General features: G+C 64.1%; 18 protein-coding genes and 1 riboswitch. Of the genes, 11 read left to right on the top strand and 7 right to left on the bottom strand.

Annotation, left to right across the window (positions count from 1 at the left end; translation table 11 throughout):
- Positions 1–5 precede the first annotated feature (5 nt).
- From B5G43_RS06750 to B5G43_RS06735, 4 genes are read right to left on the bottom strand one after another with little or no spacing between them, the layout of a single operon-like run.
- The gene (locus B5G43_RS06750) at positions 6–497 is read right to left on the bottom strand and encodes a cyclophilin-like fold protein (RefSeq protein WP_087259713.1); all 492 of its coding nucleotides are present in this window, start codon (positions 495–497) and stop codon (positions 6–8) included.
- A gap of 22 nt (positions 498–519) precedes the next feature.
- A complete protein-coding gene (locus B5G43_RS06745) occupies positions 520–1494 on the bottom strand; it encodes an alpha/beta hydrolase (protein WP_087259712.1) in 975 nt (324 codons plus the stop codon).
- A 12-nt stretch (positions 1495–1506) separates the two neighbouring features.
- Positions 1507–2043, bottom strand: coding sequence for a flavodoxin family protein (locus B5G43_RS06740; protein WP_087259711.1), 537 nt, complete (start codon positions 2041–2043; stop codon positions 1507–1509).
- A complete protein-coding gene (locus tag B5G43_RS06735; protein WP_087259710.1) occupies positions 2040–2621 on the bottom strand; it encodes a sugar O-acetyltransferase in 582 nt (193 codons plus the stop codon). The genes B5G43_RS06740 and B5G43_RS06735 overlap by 4 nt, the downstream gene beginning before the upstream one ends.
- Positions 2622–2763: 142 nt before the next feature.
- On the opposite strand from B5G43_RS06735, the gene B5G43_RS06730 reads away from it, so the two are divergent.
- Positions 2764–3654, top strand: coding sequence for a LysR family transcriptional regulator (locus B5G43_RS06730; protein ID WP_087259709.1), 891 nt, complete (start codon positions 2764–2766; stop codon positions 3652–3654).
- Positions 3655–3709: 55 nt separating this feature from the next.
- On the opposite strand, the gene B5G43_RS06725 is transcribed toward B5G43_RS06730, so the two are convergent.
- Entirely contained in the window at positions 3710–4468 is a 759-nt protein-coding gene (locus tag B5G43_RS06725) for a 4Fe-4S binding protein (RefSeq protein WP_087259708.1), read from the bottom strand.
- Between the two features lie 181 nt (positions 4469–4649).
- Between B5G43_RS06725 and B5G43_RS06720 the strand changes: the two genes are divergently transcribed.
- The 4 genes from B5G43_RS06720 (at position 4650) to B5G43_RS06705 (ending at position 7466) form a co-directional block, all read left to right on the top strand.
- Positions 4650–5081: an Rrf2 family transcriptional regulator gene (locus tag B5G43_RS06720; protein ID WP_242960489.1), complete on the top strand. Its 432-nt coding sequence runs from the start codon at positions 4650–4652 to the stop codon at positions 5079–5081.
- Positions 5082–5277: 196 nt separating this feature from the next.
- Positions 5278–6429 (top strand): double-cubane-cluster-containing anaerobic reductase, encoded by a 1152-nt coding sequence (locus B5G43_RS06715; protein WP_087259706.1) that lies wholly within the window; start codon positions 5278–5280, stop codon positions 6427–6429.
- A 12-nt stretch (positions 6430–6441) separates the two neighbouring features.
- Positions 6442–7218 (top strand): acyl-CoA dehydratase activase, encoded by a 777-nt coding sequence (locus B5G43_RS06710; RefSeq protein ID WP_087259705.1) that lies wholly within the window; start codon positions 6442–6444, stop codon positions 7216–7218.
- On the top strand, positions 7215–7466 hold the full coding sequence (locus B5G43_RS06705) for a DUF3343 domain-containing protein (protein WP_087259704.1): 252 nt from the start codon (positions 7215–7217) through the stop codon (positions 7464–7466). Before B5G43_RS06710 ends, B5G43_RS06705 begins: the two co-directional genes overlap by 4 nt.
- A gap of 44 nt (positions 7467–7510) precedes the next feature.
- Here B5G43_RS06705 and B5G43_RS06700 read toward each other — a convergent pair whose 3' ends face one another.
- On the bottom strand, positions 7511–8995 hold the full coding sequence (locus tag B5G43_RS06700; RefSeq protein WP_087259703.1) for a DUF1846 domain-containing protein: 1485 nt from the start codon (positions 8993–8995) through the stop codon (positions 7511–7513).
- Positions 8996–9142: 147 nt separating this feature from the next.
- Here B5G43_RS06700 and B5G43_RS06695 point away from each other — a divergent pair, with 147 nt between their 5' ends.
- Genes B5G43_RS06695 through B5G43_RS06685 form a run of 3 tightly spaced genes read left to right on the top strand, consistent with a single transcriptional unit; the run spans position 9143 to position 12005 of the window.
- Positions 9143–9517, top strand: coding sequence for a BlaI/MecI/CopY family transcriptional regulator (locus tag B5G43_RS06695; RefSeq protein WP_087259702.1), 375 nt, complete (start codon positions 9143–9145; stop codon positions 9515–9517).
- Between the two features lie 13 nt (positions 9518–9530).
- The gene (locus B5G43_RS06690) at positions 9531–11432 is read left to right on the top strand and encodes a M56 family metallopeptidase (RefSeq protein WP_087259701.1); all 1902 of its coding nucleotides are present in this window, start codon (positions 9531–9533) and stop codon (positions 11430–11432) included.
- Positions 11433–12005, top strand: a complete 573-nt coding sequence (locus B5G43_RS06685) for a hypothetical protein (protein ID WP_087259700.1) — start codon at positions 11433–11435, stop codon at positions 12003–12005.
- Between the two features lie 62 nt (positions 12006–12067).
- Here the strand turns inward: B5G43_RS06685 and B5G43_RS06680 are convergent, their stop codons facing one another.
- Positions 12068–12487, bottom strand: coding sequence for a hypothetical protein (locus B5G43_RS06680; RefSeq protein ID WP_087259699.1), 420 nt, complete (start codon positions 12485–12487; stop codon positions 12068–12070).
- Between the two features lie 247 nt (positions 12488–12734).
- On the opposite strand from B5G43_RS06680, the gene murI reads away from it, so the two are divergent.
- The 3 genes from murI (at position 12735) to argS (ending at position 15897) form a co-directional block, all read left to right on the top strand.
- Positions 12735–13586 (top strand): glutamate racemase, encoded by an 852-nt coding sequence (murI, locus tag B5G43_RS06675; RefSeq protein WP_087259698.1) that lies wholly within the window; start codon positions 12735–12737, stop codon positions 13584–13586.
- A gap of 87 nt (positions 13587–13673) precedes the next feature.
- Positions 13674–14135 carry a DUF1934 domain-containing protein gene (locus B5G43_RS06670; RefSeq protein WP_087259697.1) on the top strand — a complete coding sequence of 154 codons (462 nt, stop codon included), beginning with the start codon at positions 13674–13676 and terminating at the stop codon, positions 14133–14135.
- Between the two features lie 13 nt (positions 14136–14148).
- A complete protein-coding gene (gene argS, locus B5G43_RS06665; protein ID WP_087259696.1) occupies positions 14149–15897 on the top strand; it encodes an arginine--tRNA ligase in 1749 nt (582 codons plus the stop codon).
- A gap of 315 nt (positions 15898–16212) precedes the next feature.
- A riboswitch (glycine riboswitch) is annotated at positions 16213–16307 on the top strand.
- Positions 16308–16477: the final 170 nt, after the last annotated feature.

Genomic DNA, 16477 nt, shown 5'->3' with positions numbered 1-16477 from the left:
ACCTCCTATGCGAGAGAAAAGGTGACCTGTACCGTTCCATCTCCCAGCAGCTCCCGCAGTCCGCTGGGATCGTCGATCCGGGCCAGCCGGGTGAAGGTCCAGGTGTTGGTGTCGTAGTAAATGGTGATCTGATCGCCCTGATAGAGGATGATGTCCCCGGGCTGGGTGGTGATGCGCTCATCGCTGCGGGTCAGGGTCGCGCCCAGGGGTCCCACCTTCTCAAAGCCGCCGTAGTCCTCCATGGTCACGGTCACCGGACCCTGGGCCAGCAGCGCGCGGAACTCCTCGGCCGAGGGGTTGTCCGCGAAGGTGGCGGTCAGCGCCTGATCACCCACGGTGATGTACAAAACCGATCCCTCCTCGGCAGAGGGCTGGGGGGCGGTGATCTCCTGGCTGGGGACCGCCGAGGGGGACGGAGAGGGAGAGGCTGTGTTCCCAACCGTCCCGCAGGCGGTGAGCCCCAGGACAGCCAGGAGCAGACCGAGAGCTTTTGTCATGAAACCCGCCTCCTGCCGTCTTTTATTTCAGATTCGCCTCAAAAAACTGCTGGATCTTGTCGAAGGGGATGATATCCTTCCGGTCGTAGAGGTCGGTGTGGACCGCGCCGGGGATGATGACCAGTTCCTTGTTTCCGGCCCAGGGGCTGTCCTTCACCATGTCGGCGTAGGCATCCCGGCTGAAGTAGCAGGAGTGGGCCTTCTCCCCGTGGATCATCAGCACGGCGCTGCGGATCTCGTTGCTGTACCGCAGGATGGGCATGTTGAGGAAGGACAGGGAAGAGGTGGTGTTCCAGCCGTCGTTGGAGTTGAGGGACCGCTCGGTGTAGCCCCGCTCGGTCTTGTAGTAGTCATAATAGTCCTTCACGAAGAAGGGGGCGTCCTCCGGGAGGGGGTCCACCACGCCGCCCGCCCGGGCGCAAGTGCCGCTCTGATAGTCGGCGGTGCGCTGGGCGTTGAGGGCCTGCTTGGTCTCGTACCGGGCGTCGGCGCTGTCGGCGGAGTCAAAGTACCCCTTGGCGTTCACCCGGGTCATGTCGTACATGGTGGAGGTCACCGTGGCCTTGATGCGGGTGTCCATGGCCGCGGCGTTGAGGGCCATGCCGCCCCAGCCGCAGATGCCCAGGATGCCCACTTTCTCCGGGTCCACAAAGTCCCGGGTGGCGAGGAAGTCCACGGCGGCACAAAAGTCCTCGGTGTTGATGTCGGGGGAGGCCACATTGCGCACCGCGCCGCCGCTCTCCCCGATGAAGGAGGGGTCGAAGGCCAGGGCGGCAAAGCCCCGGCTGGCCAGCTCCTCGGCATAGAGCCCGGCGCACTGCTCCTTCACCGCGCCGAAGGGCCCGGCCACCGCCACAGCGGCAAAGGGGCCGGACGCCCCCGCGGGCAGGTACAGGTCGCCGCACAGCTCGATGCCGTAGCAGTTGTGGAAGTGGACCTTCTCCCGGGTGACCGTGTCCCGCAGGGGGAAGGAGTAACCGTTGTATTTGGACTGCATAGGGAGACCTCCTTAAATCCGTTTGCCCAGCTCGTAGGCGGCCTTCTGCTTCTCTTCCGGCATCTCGCCGGGATCGTTGGCGCCGCCGCCCCGGACCACACCGGCCAGGCGGGCCTTCTCAAAGCAGGCGATCCAGCCCTCCAGCCCGTGGATGGGGCCGTCGGCGGAGCTGTCCTCCTCCTCGGCGGAGGAAGTGAGCAGGTAGATGTCCCGGAAGGCGTAGTCGGCGGAGAAGAGGGGATTGGCCCGGTCCAGCAGAGTCTTCATCTGGCCGGACATCTCGTAGTAGTACACCGGGGTGGCAAAGCAGATCACGTCCGCCGCGCCCATCTTCTCCACGATGGCGTTGGCGTCGTCCTGGATGACGCAGTGGGGGGCCTTCAGACAGGCCATGCAGCCGTTGCAGAACCGCAGGTCCTTGCCCCGCAGGGAGAGGACCTCCACCTCATGGCCGGCCTCCCGGGCGCCCCGGGCAAATTCCCGGGCCAGGACGTCGGAATTGCTGTTGGGACGCAGACTGGTGGAGATCACCAAAATCTTTTTGCTCATTGTAGTTCCTCCTCACTGAGATGGCGCAGGACCCGGGCGGGCACGCCGCCCACGATGGTGTTTTCCGGCACATCGTGGGTCACCACCGCTCCGGCCGCCACGATGGCCCCGTCCCCGATGGTCACACCGGGCAGGACGGTGGCGTTGGAGCCGATCCAGACGTGTTTGCCGATGCGGATGGGGGCGGGGAGCATGCTGCTCCGGTCCTTGGGGGATTTGGCGTGGTTGAGGGTAGCCAGCACCACATTGTGGCCGATGAGTGCGCCGTCCCCGAGGTAAATGCCGCCCTGATCCTGGAATTTGCAGCCCATGTTGATAAAGACGTTTTTCCCGATGTGGATGTTTTTGCCGCAGTCGGTATGGAAGGGCGGGAAGAGCCCGAAGCTCTCGTCCACAGGCTGGCCGATGAGCTGGGAGAAGAGTTTCCGCAGCTCCTCCGGCGTGTGGTAGCCGGTGTTGATCTCGGCGGTGATGCGCAGGGCCTCCTGGCTGACGCCGTGCATGAACTGGTGGGCCTCGCCGCCGCCCTGCACCGGCTTTCCCTGGTTGAGATGATCCAAAAATGCCTGTAAATCCATCGTTCGCTCCTGATCCATTGATTTTCTGACCCTATTGTAGCACCTGCCCGCTTGAATAACAAATACCTATATCGAATAGTTTATTATGCTTGAAACCTATAGTTAAGCTGTGCTATGCTGTTCCTGATCGGAGGTGCGTGGTATGGAATTGCGGGTACTGCAATACTTTCTCGCGGTGGCACGGGAGCAGAATATTTCGGCGGCGGCCCAGTCCCTCCACCTCACCCAGCCCACCCTCTCCCGGCAGCTCAAGGAGCTGGAGGAGGAGCTGGGCAAGCAGCTGATGGTCCGGGGCAACCGGAAGATCACCCTCACGGAGGAGGGGATGCTGCTGCGCAAGCGGGCGGAGGAGATTCTGGAGCTGGTGGACCGCACGGAGCAGGAGGTCATGCGCTGCGACGAGACGGTGAACGGGGACATCTACATCGGTACCGGCGAGACCGACGGCGTGCGGCAGATCGTCCGGACCGCCAACCAGCTTCAGGAGCACTATCCGGGTATCCGCTTCCACATCGTCAGCGGGGACGCCGTGGACGTGTGCGAGCGGCTGGACAAGGGTCTTCTGGATTTCGGGGTCCTCCTGGGGGACATGGACAAGACCAGATATCACTACATGGAGCTGCCCATGAAGGACACCTGGGGGGTCCTGATGCGGCGGGACAGCCCCCTGGCCCAGCGGGAGACCGTGTCGCCCCGGGATCTGTGGGACAAGCCCCTGATCCTCTCCCGCCAGGTGGACAACAAGAGCGGTCTGTACCGCTGGCTGCGGCGGGAGCCCTCGGAGCTCCACACCGTGGCCACTTACAATCTGATCTACAACGCATCCCTGATGGTGGACGAGGGGATGGGCTACGCCTTCACCCTGGACAAGCTGGTGAACACCACCGGCAGCCAGCTCTGCTTCCGGCCTTTGAAGCCCAGGCTGGAGCTGGGGATGTACCTGGTGTGGAAGAAGTCGCAGATCTTCTCCAAGGCGGCGGAGCTCTTTCTGGAGCGGTTGCAGACCCAGCTGGACGCCTTCCCCGGGGGATGATGCAGACAGCCGGAGACCAGTTCTGGTCTCCGGCTGTTCAAATTCAGATTCCATTTTAGAGGTAGAGTTCGCCCTCTTTGCGGTCGGAACAGGCCTTCTTCAGGGCAAAATTGGCGGCCATGACCAGCAGGGGACTGAGTTTCCGGGCCGACCGGGGGCAGATGGCCGCGCAGCGCATGCAGGAGATGCACCGCGTCTTGTCGGTCTGCTTGGGGTCCTTCCGGTCGATGGCCTGTACCGGGCACTGCTCGGCGCACAGGCCGCAGCGATTGCAGGCCCGGGTGGGCTTGGGCACCATACCCATGCTGCTGAATGCGCGGTAGGGGTGATTGCCGGGGAGGTCGGGCTCCGTATCCACCCCGGAGGTCAGCTTCTCCCGGATCTGCCCGGCAAACTGCCGCAGCTGCTCCTCATCTTGGGCGTCGGGGCGGCCGGCGGCATAGCGGTGGGCGATGGAGTGCTCCGCCAGAGCTGCCACGGCGGCAGTGATGCGAAAGCCCGCCTGTCGGGCCGTGTCTCCCAGCTCCAGAAGGGTGTCCTCATAGGCCCGGTTGCCGTACACGCACATCAGTACCGCCCGGGCGCCGTTCCCCTTCAGCGCGCTCAGCCGCTCCACCGCCGGGCCGGGTACCCGGCCGCCGTAGGAGGGCACGGCGATGACCGCCACATCCTCTGGGGTGAAGGTCAGGGCGGAGAAGTCCGCCCGATGGTCCGTGAGGTCCACGGCGGTAGACGCTCCGCCCAGCGCCCGGACCAGCATGCCGGCGGCCTTTTTCGTCCCGCCGGTGGGGCTGAAAGTGATCTCGTAAAGCATGTTCCATCGCTCCTTCCCGCGCGGCGTCCCTGCGCCGCGCCCGCCCCGGGGCGCGGTGTGCGCTTGCCTTCGGGCGGAAAGAATCGTAAAATGTAAGGACAGTGTAGCACCGACTTAATGTAATGTCAAGAATTACATCAAAGGAACTCACACAGAAAGGACCATCACCATGCAGCTGAGTATGAAATGTTCTGTGGCTGTCCACTGCCTGATCTTCATTCACGAGGCCGGGGGTACGGGCAAGGTGACCAGCACGCGGCTGGCCCAGAGCACCGACGTCCATCCGGTGGTGATCCGGAACATCCTCAGCGCCCTGAAAAAGGCCGGGCTCATCACGGTGGCCCGGGGGACCGGGGGCGCGGAGCTGTGCCGGGCGCCGGAGGAGATCACCCTGTACCAGATCTACGATGCGCTGGAGCCGGACGGCCTGACCGCCCTCATCGGCATCCACCCCTGCGGCAAAAGTCCGTGCCCCGTGGCGCAAAACATCAAGGCGGTCCTGAAAGGGCCGTACCACAAGATCGAAAACGCCATCCGGGAGGCGATGGAGAGCGTCACCCTGGCCGACATGCTGGAGGATTACCACGCGCGGACCGCGGAGCAGGCGCCGTGACCGTCCGCCGGCGGAGTGCATATCCTGTGAGAGGAGAGCACTTTATAGAAGAATCAGATAATTGAAAACATAAATATTTTAAATAAAAATAATAGAGTAAATTTGTTGACACCCGCATTTTAAAAACCTATACTCGGAAGGAGAGTGAAGAAAAAAAGGCCGGTTCCGGCCTGAATATGGGAAAGGAAGAGGCGTTATGGCGAAACTGCCCCAGAACTTTGAGACGTATAACGAGATCCGACAGAAGGGCTTCCTCCGCATGAAGGAGCTCAAGGATCAGGGCGCCCGCGTGGTGGGTATTTTCTGCACCTTCGTGCCGGTGGAGCTGATCTACGCCGCCGGAGCCATCCCCGTGGGCCTGTGCGGCACCAGCGAGGACCCCATCCCCGCCGCCGAGGCCAACCTGCCCCGCAACCTCTGCCCCCTCATCAAGTCCAGCTACGGCTTTGCGCTGACCGACACCTGCCCCTATTTCTACTTCTCCGACCTGGTGGTGGGCGAGACCACCTGTGACGGAAAGAAGAAGATGTTTGAGCTGCTCAACGAGATCAAGGAGACCTATGTGATGCAGCTGCCCCACGTCCGCACCGAGGAGGCCGTGCAGTTCTGGAAGGGCGAGATCCTCCGCTTCAAGGAGAAGCTGGAGGAGAAGTTCGGCGTCACCATCACCGAGGACGACGTGCGCCAGGCCGTGCGCCGCAAGAACCACGAGCGGGACGTGATGCTCGGCTATCTGGAGCTGGGCAAGCTGAACCCCGCCCCCATCACCGGCTACGAGCTGGGCACCCGGGTGGATGCCAGCAGCTTCTCCTTCGACCTGGAGGAGCGCTGCGCCCAGGTGGAGAAGCGCACCCAGGAGGTCCGGACCGACTGGGAGGCCAACTACAAGGGCAAGAGCAGCGACCGGCCCCGCATCCTCCTCACCGGCTGCCCCTACGGCGGCGTGCGGGATAAGATCGTCAAGGCCGTGGAAGAGCTGGGCGCCGACGTGGTGGCCTTCGACAGCTGCAGCGGCACCCGGGAGAAGCTGGAGAAGATTGACCCCGAGGCCCCCGATATCTACGAGGCTCTGGCCCGCAAGTACCTGAACATCAACTGCTCGGTGATGAGCCCCAACGAGTCCCGCACCCAGTACGTCTCCGACATGATCGACGAGTACCAGGTGGACGGCGTCATCGAGATCATCCTCCAGGCCTGCCACACCTACAATGTGGAGTCCTTCTCCATCAAGCGCTGCGTCACTGAGAAGGGCCTGCCCTACCTGAACATCGAGACCGACTACTCCCAGTCCGACAAGGGTCAGATCAACACCCGCCTGGCGGCCTTCCTGGAGACCATCGAGAAGTAAAGGAGAGCAGCCATGTACTATACGGGGATCGACATCGGCTCCACCGCCTCCAAGGTGGTGGTGCTCAATGAGGAGACCATGGTGGACCACTTTGTCCTGCCCACCGGCTGGAGCAGCAAGGAGACCGCCACCGCCGTGGCCCAGCGCCTGAAGGACGCCGGGCACCCGGTGGACGGGGGCGAGATGAAGGTGGTGGCCACCGGCTACGGCCGCATCTCGGTGGACTACGCCGCCAAGACCGTCACCGAAATCACCTGCCACGGCCGGGGCGGCTATGCCCTGCTGGGCCACGACTGCACCATCATCGACATCGGCGGCCAGGACACCAAGGTCATCACCGTGGAGGGGGGAACTCCCTCCAGCTTCCTGATGAACGACAAGTGCTCGGCGGGCACCGGAAAGTTTCTGGAGATCATGGCCAACCGCCTGGGGGTGGACCTGACGGAGCTCTTCGCCCTGGCGGAGGCCGGCCACCCGCTGGCCATCAGCGCCATGTGCACCGTCTTTGCCGAGAGCGAGGTCATCAGCCACATCGGCGCCGGTGAGCGCCGGGAGGACATCGCCGCCGGCGTGGTGGAGTCGGTGGTCACCCGGGTGGTGGGCCTGTGTACCCGCCACGGCCTGAAGGGCGAGGTGTTCCTCACCGGAGGGCTGTGTGACAGCGCCTACCTGCTGGGCCGCCTGAGCGAAAAGCTGGGCGTGCCCGTCCAGTCCCACCCCATGGGCCGGTACGCCGGAGCCCTGGGGGCGGCCCTCATTGCCCGGGGCGGAAAGAAGAGGACGATATGATCTATCTGTCCTTTTACACCACCACCCACAGCATGCAGGGGGAGGCGGAGGCCAAGAAGCGGGGCGTGAACGCCGCGCTCTGCCCCACGCCCCGGCGCATCGGGGGGAGCTGCTCCCTGTCCCTGCGCTTTGACGGCCCCGACGCCGAGAGCGCGGGCCGGGCCTTCTTCGACTCCATGACGGTACCCTGTACCCTCTATCGGATGGAGGGGGAGGAGCCGGAGCGGCTGGCTCACCGAGACGCATAAAAAAGAACCAGGCCTGTGCCGTGCGCACAGGCCTGGTTTTTTTATCAGCGGTGGTAGAGCTTGTTGGTCTCGTACTGGGGCTCGGTGGTGAGATGGACCCCCAGCTTGGAATAGGTACCGTTGTCCACCTGAGAGAGGATGACGGTGGAGTGGGCCTCGCAGCCACGCAGCTTGGAGAGCTGGTCCAGAGCCTTGGCGGCCACCGGGTCGGTGGAGGCCGAGATGGCCAGAGCGATGAGGGTCTCGTCGCTGTGGAGCCGGGGATTGTTGGAGCCCAGCTGGTTGACCTTGATGCGCTGGATGGGCTCGATGGCCTCGGGGGAGATGAGGTGGTAGGAGTGCTCGATGCCGGCCAGCACCTTCAGCGCGTTCAGGAGGGTGGCGGAGCAGGCGCCCAGCAGCTCCGTGGTCTTGCCGGTGACCACCTGGCCGTCGGGCAGCTCGATGGCAAAGGCGGGGTTGCCGGTCTCCTCGGCCACCGCCAGGGAGGCGGCGATGACGGGGCGCTGCTCGGCGCTGGCCTTGGCCTGCTGCATGAGGAGCTCCAGCTTGTAGATGAGGGTGTCATCCGCCTTGCCCTGCCGCCGGTCAGCGAGACCCGCGTAGTACCGGCGGATGATCTCCTGCCGGGCGGCGGCCTGGACGGCCTCATCGTCGAAGATGCAGTTGCCCGCCATATTCACGCCCATGTCGGTGGGGGACTTGTAGGGGCACTCGCCCATGATCTTCTCGAACATGGCGGAGAGGACGGGGAAGATCTCCACGTCCCGGTTGTAGTTCACCGTGGTCTCGCCATAGGCCTGGAGGTGGAAGGGGTCGATCACATTCACGTCGCCCAGGTCGGCGGTGGCGGCCTCGTAGGCCAGGTTCACCGGGTGCTGGAGTGGGAGGTTCCAGATGGGGAAGGTCTCAAACTTGGCATACCCGGCCTGGATGCCCCGCTTGTACTCGTGGTAGAGCTGGGAGAGGCACACGGCCATCTTGCCGCTGCCCGGTCCGGGGGCGGTGACCACCACCAGGGGGCGGGTAGTCTCCACATACTCGTTCTTGCCATATCCGTCGTCGCTGACGATGAGGGCGGTGTTGTGGGGGTAGCCGGCGATGGGGTAGTGGAGGTACACCCGGATGTCCAGAGCCTCCATACGCCGCTTGAAGGCGTCGGCGGCGGGCTGTCCGGCGTACTGGGTGATGACCACGCTGCCCACATAGAGACCCTGGCCCCGGAAGGCGTCGATGAGGCGGAGCACGTCCACGTCGTAGGTGATGCCCAGGTCGCCCCGGACCTTGTTCTTCTCGATGTCGCTGGCGCAGATGGCGATGACGATCTCGGCCCGGTCCCGCAGCTCCTTGAGCATGCGGATCTTGCTGTCGGGGGCGAAGCCCGGCAGCACCCGGGAGGCGTGGTAGTCGTCAAAGAGCTTGCCGCCGAACTCCAGATAGAGCTTGCCGCCGAACTGGGCGATGCGCTCGGCGATGTGGGCCGACTGCATTTCCAGATATTTGTTGTTGTCAAAACCGATTCGGTTCATGCCAAAGTCCCCTCTCCGTTGGAATCCATTCAACTATTCATTATAGCACAGCCCCCCGTCCGCCGTCCAGCCAAATTCCCCCCTTGACTTTTGGGTCCTACATGTGTAGTATGAATATAGGATACTACAAGTGTAGGAGGGATGGACATGAAACTGGAACAGCTTTCCGACCGGGAGTGGGAGGTCCTCACCGCCCTGTGGGAGCGGCCGGAGGGGGAGACCCTGGGTCCGCTGACCAAGGCGCTGGAGCCGGGCACCGGCTGGAGCCGCAACACGGTGCACACCTACCTCACCCGAATGGAGACTAAGGGGCTGGTCTCCATCGACAAGGAACACACGCCCCACCGCTACCGGGCGGCGGTGACCCGGGAGGAGTGTACCGCCCAGCAGCGGCGCAGCCTTCTCCAGCGGGCCTACGAGGGCTCGGCGGGGAAGCTGGTGGCCGCCTTTTTGCAGGAGGAGCCCATCACCGCCGCCGAGCGGGAGGAGCTGCGGCGGCTGTTGGACGAGATGGACGTGTAAGGAGGGGAGAGCCATGACCGACCTCTGGTGCTTTTTGCAGCAGACCCTGGCCGCGACTCTGGCGGCGCTGGTGCTGCTGGCGGTGAAGCGGATTCTGGGCGACAAGCTCTCCCCCCGCTGGCAGCTGGCGCTGTGGCTGCCGCTGGCGGTGCGCCTGCTGCTGCCGGTGGGCGCGCCCCGGGCGGGCGGGCCGGTGGACCTCACCTATCCGCTGACCTTTCTGCGCAGCGCGGTGGAGCTGCACCTGAACTCCGCTTATACCGACCCCTACGCCCCCATCGCCTGCCTGAGCCCGGTGCCCTGGCTCACCGGGGCCCCGGTGAGTGTCACCGACTGGCTTTTCGTGATTTACGCCGTGGGAGTGCTGGTGTGCCTGGGGTGGTTCTTGCTCTCCTATGTCCGGCTGCGCATGGCGGTGGGGAAGGGAACGCCAGCCGGGGCGCGGGCAGAGCAGCTTTCCCGGGTGGCGGAGACCTACGGCCTGAAACCCTGCCGGGCGTTGGAGGTGGAGGGCGTCCAGAGCGCCTTCCTCTGCGGCGTGTTCCGCCCCGTGCTGGTCCTGCCGGCGGGGCGGGAGGTGGATGACAAGGTGTTCCTCCACGAGCTGCTCCACCGCCGCTACCGCGATACCGCTCTGGGGGCCGTGCTGTGCCTGCTGCGCTGCCTCCACTGGTGCAACCCCATTCTGTGGTACTGCTTTGACCGGGTGCAGAACGACTGCGAGGCCCTGTGCGACCAGCGGGTGCTGGAGCGGCTGGAGGGGGAGGACCGGCGGGATTACGGCCACATCCTCCTGTCCATGGCCAATGAGAAGTACGCCCGGGCGCCGGGCACCTCCTCCATGGCCAACGGCGGGAAGAACATCCGCCGGCGCATCCAGTGCATCGCCCGCTTCAAGCGCTACCCCGCCGGGATGGCGCTGGGCGCGGTGTGCTGCACCCTGGTACTCACCGTGGGGTGTGTGGCCGGACGAGCGGAGGCGGGCACCCTCAGCGCCAGTCCCGCCTGGGGGAGCAGCCCCGCCAAAGTCCTCACCCTGGTGCTGGACGGGCGGCCCACCACGGTGGCCGGGGCCCTGGACACCTACGTCAAGGGCCTGGTGGAGCGCAATCCCCTCTGGCTGGCCGTCGCCGCCCCGGCGGAGGAGCTGCCCGAGACGCTGGAGGTGGTCTCCTCCGGCGTGAGCCCCGACTGGCCTCTGCCCGAGGAGCCCCTGGACTGGAAGATCCATAATCTGCGGGACACTGGGGCGGGCTATCAGGGGACCCTCTGCCTCCAGAACTATGAAACTGCCGGGAACGGGGAGGGCGATTCGCCGGTGTATACCCAGGAAGTGCTGGTGGTCCCCCAGTACCAAGGCTACGCCGTGGAGCCTCTGGGGGAGTTTGAGACGGTAGACGGCGTGAATCTGATCCAATACCCCAACGTCAAGCTGCCCTCGCTCCACTATACCGGCGGCGACGGGGAGCTCACGGTCCGGCTGGACATCCAGCGGGTGCTGGGGGCCAAGACCACCGAGGACCAGAGCGCCTCCAATGGAGTGTTCGGCTCGTTCTTCTCCTCTGGCCCCAGCCTCCGCGTGGAACCCCTGCCCCATGGGCCTTTTGTGAGCCGGTGGAAGAGCGAGGGCGGCGTGCTCACCGCCGCAGACGACCGGGACCTCCACCGGACCCTCGCCTTCGTTCCGGTGGAAGAAGGCGACTGGACCACCGAGGAGCTGAAAGCGGTGCTGGACCGCCAGCACAACGACCATGTAGACCTTCCCGCTCAGGTGGGAGATGGGAGCGGCGGCGTTACCGATGAGTATCTGGGACTGGACTGGGACGAGTGCCTGGCCCCCACCGCCTTTGCCGCCTCCTGCACGGTGGACGACGTGGAGCACTTCTTTTTGCTGACGCTGGAGGGGGAGTGGTAAATGGAACGGAATGAGATCTATCGCGGCCTGGTGTGGGTCATGTGGGCCCAGCTCTTCCTGTATGTGGACTTCACCATCGGGGGACTGAATGTGCTGCCCCGCTGGATCGGCTATGTGTTCCTCTGGCGGGCCATCCGCCTGCTGCGGGAGGCCCGGCCCACCCTGGGCTTGCTGGAGGGACTGTGCGTTCTGCTGGGCGTGCGTGCGGTGTTCCAGACCAATCTGGCCAAGGCATGGCTCGCCACCCTCCCCGCCGCCCTGGAGGGGGCGGGGACCCTGCTGGGGGTGGTGCTGCTGGCCCTGGACGTGTACTTTGAGTACCAGCTCCTCACCGACCTGGCCTCTCTGGCCGGGGCAGTGGGGGAGGACGGAGTGGAGGCCTCCCTCCGGCACAGCCGGGACGGCCTGACGGTGCTGTATACCCTCTCCTGTCTGGTGGCCGGGTTCGCCACGCCGCCGGATTGGCTGACCGTGCTGTTGGTGGTGGGTACCATGGGCGCGTTGGTGTGTGTGGTGTGGAACCTGAACCGGGTCCGCCGCTGCTACGCCCCGGAGGCGCCCGGCGAGGCATGAAAAAACCGCCCGGGACCGTATTAAAAAACGGTCCCGGGCGGCTTACTGTCTGCGTACCGGATTCAGGGGAGGGAGTCGCTGTCCACCAGGATGTTGTCGGTGCCGTGCTGGTCGAATTCGGCGATGTAGGCGTCGATGCGCCGGGTGAGCTCGTCATAGTTGCTCTCGTCGATGGGCACGTCGTCCATGTCCCGGCGGGCCAGATCCTCGGCCAGGATGTCGAAAAACACATTGTTCTCATATTCCATAATGGCCTCGTGGATGCCGCCCTCGGCGAAGGCCCGGGAGGGGACCACTTCCCCCTGCCAGTCCTCGGCCAGAATGCCCATGCCCTCTTCCCGGGCCTTGGCGAACAGGAGGCTTTCCACCTGGTCATAATCCTTGAAACGGTCGTCGCCCCGGGTGGAGTTCAGGATCCAGTTCCCGATGTAGGCCATATCCAGCAGACGGCGGAATTGCTTGGTCGTCAGTTCCAGCTTCATACGCAAAAACCTCCTCGCTGTCGTGACGTTGGCGCGGCGGTGCGCGCTCGTTTATATTATAGTATGTTTGCCCCGGTTGTCAAACCGTGGAAGAGCAAATTTCCCGAAAATCAAAAAAATCCTTGTCTTTGCCGCCGGTTTCGCATATCATGGTAAGGATAAGGGGCTGCCCGCACCGGGGCGGCCGGGCGGGGCGGAAGCTCCGCCGGAAAACGACAGGCCGGAGACGGCCGGGAGGGACCGAATTTTGGACCAGAAACCCATCGGCGTGTTCGACTCAGGGCTGGGGGGGCTCACCGCGGTGCGGGAGCTCAAGCGCCTGCTGCCCGGGGAGGACATCGTCTATTTCGGAGACACCGGGCGGGTGCCCTACGGCAGCCGCTCCAAGGATACCATCATCAAATACGCCCAGCAGGACGTGGCGTTTTTGCGTACCTTTGATCTGAAGGCCATTATGATCGCCTGCGGCACCGTGTCCACCACGGCGCTGGACCTGCTGTCGGCCGAAAACCCCATCCCCATCCTGGGGGTGGTGGAGCCGGCGGCGGTGGCGGCGGCCGGTTCCACCCGCAACGGGAAGATCGGTCTCATCGCCACCCAGGCCTCCATCCGCTCGGGGGCCTATGAGCGCTACATTGCCCGGGAAAACCCGGAGGCTCAGGTGTTTGCCAAGGCCTGCCCCCTGTTCGTGCCGCTGGTGGAGAACGGGCGCATCCACCGGGGGGACGTGGTCATCGAGACGGTGGTGGCCGAGTACCTTGCGCCGCTGAAAGAGGCGGGGGTGGACACCCTGGTGCTGGGCTGCACCCACTACCCCCTGCTGGGGGAGGTCATCGGGGACTTCATGGGCCCCGATGTGGCCCTCATCAGCGCCGGAGGCGAGGGGGCCCGGGCGGTGGCCCGGCGGCTCACCGAGGACGACGCCCTGGCCCAGCGGGACAAGGGGAGCGCCCGCTACTTCGTCAGCGACACGGTGGACGACTTCGCCCGGCTGGCCACCGCCTTCCTCCAGGAGGAGGTGGCCGGACAGGTCCAGCAGGTGGACATCGAGAAGGAGATCCTCAACCACCGCCTGGGCATCCGCAACCACGCTGTGTGAGCGCCGGGGAAAAAGGGCTTTACAGCGCCCTTTCTCCCATATATAATAGTTGCTACTTGTAATTCAGCGCAAAGAGGTAGCGGAAGCATGAGCGAAAACAACGTCATCATTTCCATCAAAGGGGTGCAGACCAACCCGGAGCAGGAGGAGGAGACCATCGAGCTGGTCACCGAGGGGCGTCTGGAGTCCGACGGCGAGGCCGGCTATACTCTCAGCTACCAGGAGAGCGAGGTCACCGGCCTGGAGGGGACACTCACCACCTTCCAGATCGAGAAGGACCGCATCACCCTGCTGCGCCTGGGGGAGTTCAACTCCCAGATGGTCTTTGAGCAGGGCCGGCGGCACCTGTCCATGTACAACACCCCCTATGGGGCGCTGTCGGTGGGGGTGAACACCCGGGAGATGGAGGCCCACATGGGCGAGCGGGGGGGCAAGATCCGCATCGCCTACGACGTGGAGATCGACCACGCCGTCACCGGTATGAATACCTTTGAGATCCAAGTGCGGGAGGCCAAGCGGGATAGCGCCTCCCAGATTCTGAACAGATAAGAGGGAACGAACTATGTCCAATTTGATCCAGGCGGCCCGGGAACAGGTGTCCGCCCTCACTCAGTCCGCCTACGAAAAGGCCGCCGCCGAGGGGCTTCTCCCCGCCGGCGTGGAGGTCAAGGCCACCGTGGAGATCCCCAAGGATGTGAAGAACGGCGACTACGCCTCCTCCTTCGCCATGGCGGGCGCCAAGGCCATGCACAAGGCCCCCCGGCAGATCGCCCAGATCATCGTGGAGCATCTGGACCTGGAGGGGAGCTATTTTGAGCGGGCCGAGATCGCCGGCCCCGGCTTCCTGAACTTCTTCATGGGCTCCAAGTGGTACGGCGAGGTTCTCCGCGACATCGAGACCGAGGGCATGGAGTACGGCAAGAGCGACGAGGGCAAGGGTAAAAAAGTGATGGTGGAGTTCGTCTCCGCCAACCCCACCGGCCCCATGCACATGGGCAACGCCCGCGGCGGCGTGCTGGGCGACTCCCTGGCCAACGTCCTGAAGCGCGCGGGCTTCGACACCTGGAAGGAGTTCTACGTCAACGACGCCGGCAACCAGATCCACAAGTTTGCCGAGTCCATCCACGCCCGCTACATGCAGATCCTCCTGGGGGAGGAGAACTTCGAGTTCCCCGAGAGCGGCTACCACGGCGACGACATCAAGGAGCTGGCCCAGGGCTTCTATGAGGCCCACGGCGACGCCTACAAGGACGCTCCCGAGGAGAAGTGGCTGGAGGACATGAGCGCCTACGGCCTGGAAGTGAACATCCCCAAGATGAAGGCGGATCTGTCCCGCTATCAGATCGAGTACGACCAGTGGTTCTTCGAGTCCGAGCTCCACAACAGCGGCTATGTGGCCGAGACGGTGGGCATGCTGGCCGACCACGGCTGGACCTATGAGAAGGACGGGGCCCTGTGGCTCAACACCACCGAGCTGCTGAAGAAGAAGTTCCTCGCCGAGGGCAAGACCCAGGAGCAGGTGGACAAGCTGGACCTGAAGGACGATGTGCTCCGCCGGGCCAACGGCTTCTACACCTACTTTGCCGCCGACATCGCCTACCACCGCAACAAGCTGGAGAAGCGGAATTTTGACCTGGCCATCAACATCTGGGGCGCCGACCACCACGGCCATGTGGCCCGCCTCCAGGCGGCCTTGGACGGCCTGGGCCTGGACGGCTCCCACCGCCTGGTGGTGGTGCTGATGCAGCTGGTGAACCTCCTCCAGGACGGCAAGCCCGTGCGTATGTCCAAGCGCTCCGGCAAGGCCATCGCCCTCTACGACCTGCTGGACGAGGTGAGCGTGGACGCCGCCCGGTACTTCTTCAACTCCCGCGCCGCCACCAGCCCGGTGGACTTCGACCTGGACCTGGCCGTCCGGGAGGACAGCGAGAACCCGGTGTACTATGTCCAGTACGCCCACGCCCGCATCTGCTCTCTGGTGGCCCGTCTGGCCGAGGAGGGCGCCGCTGTCCCCGCCGCCGCCGACGTGGACGCATCCATCTTCACCACCCCCGAGGAGAAGGCCCTGGTGAAGAACCTGGCCCAGCTCCCCGAGGAGATCCATCTGGCCGTGCGGGATTACGACCCCAGCCACATCAACCGCTATCTGCTGGCCCTGGCCGGCGATTTCCACCGCTTCTACAACGCCTGCTACATCCGCGGCGAGGCCCCCGAGGTCCTCTCCGCCCGGCTGAAGCTGGCCGATACCGTGCGTCTGGTCATCGCCAACTGCCTGGCCCTCATCGGCGTCAACGCCCCGGAAAAGATGTAAAAAACTGTCTCAGACCCGAAGATCGAGCCCTGAATATGGGATTGACCTTCGGGTCTGTCTTTCTTACTGTCTCTCTTGTAAGGACGCGCGGAAAGCGGGAAAAAGGAAAAAGTACACCCCTAAGTTCGAAAGGGAACGAAATAAATCACATGGATTTCACAATGACTCAGAAATTTTTTGCTTGACGAATGGCTTAATATGGTCTATGATAATAGCACGACATGGGAATATCGGAAATGTCCGTTCTGCAAATGGCTTTAGGATTTGCTTAAGGAAAGCGATCCGCTGTGGTGTGTGCCATGTGAGGACAGAACGGAGCGTGGCTCTGGAGAAGCCCGCCGTGTGCGGGGGCCGAAGGTGTAGGGAGGAGGACCTCCCGATCTCTCAGGCAAAAGGACAGAGTGGACGCCCCGGCGGGGGAGACCCGCCTGAAATGGGTGACAGGGCCAGACCGAACGGTTTGGCCTATTTTTCGTTCGGGAGGTGCATGGGGGAAGAAGCTGAAGAGACAACGGGACGGGGCGAAGGTGTGTTGGGCCTCTCCCAAAGGATCGTAAGCGCCCCGGAAGGGGACATAAGG

This window comes from Flavonifractor sp. An92 (genome assembly GCF_002159175.1).
In the GTDB taxonomy this organism is placed as follows: domain Bacteria; phylum Bacillota; class Clostridia; order Oscillospirales; family Oscillospiraceae; genus Pseudoflavonifractor_A.
The sequence above is the reverse complement of the archived record's forward strand: the minus strand, read 5'-3'. Positions and strand labels throughout refer to the sequence as shown.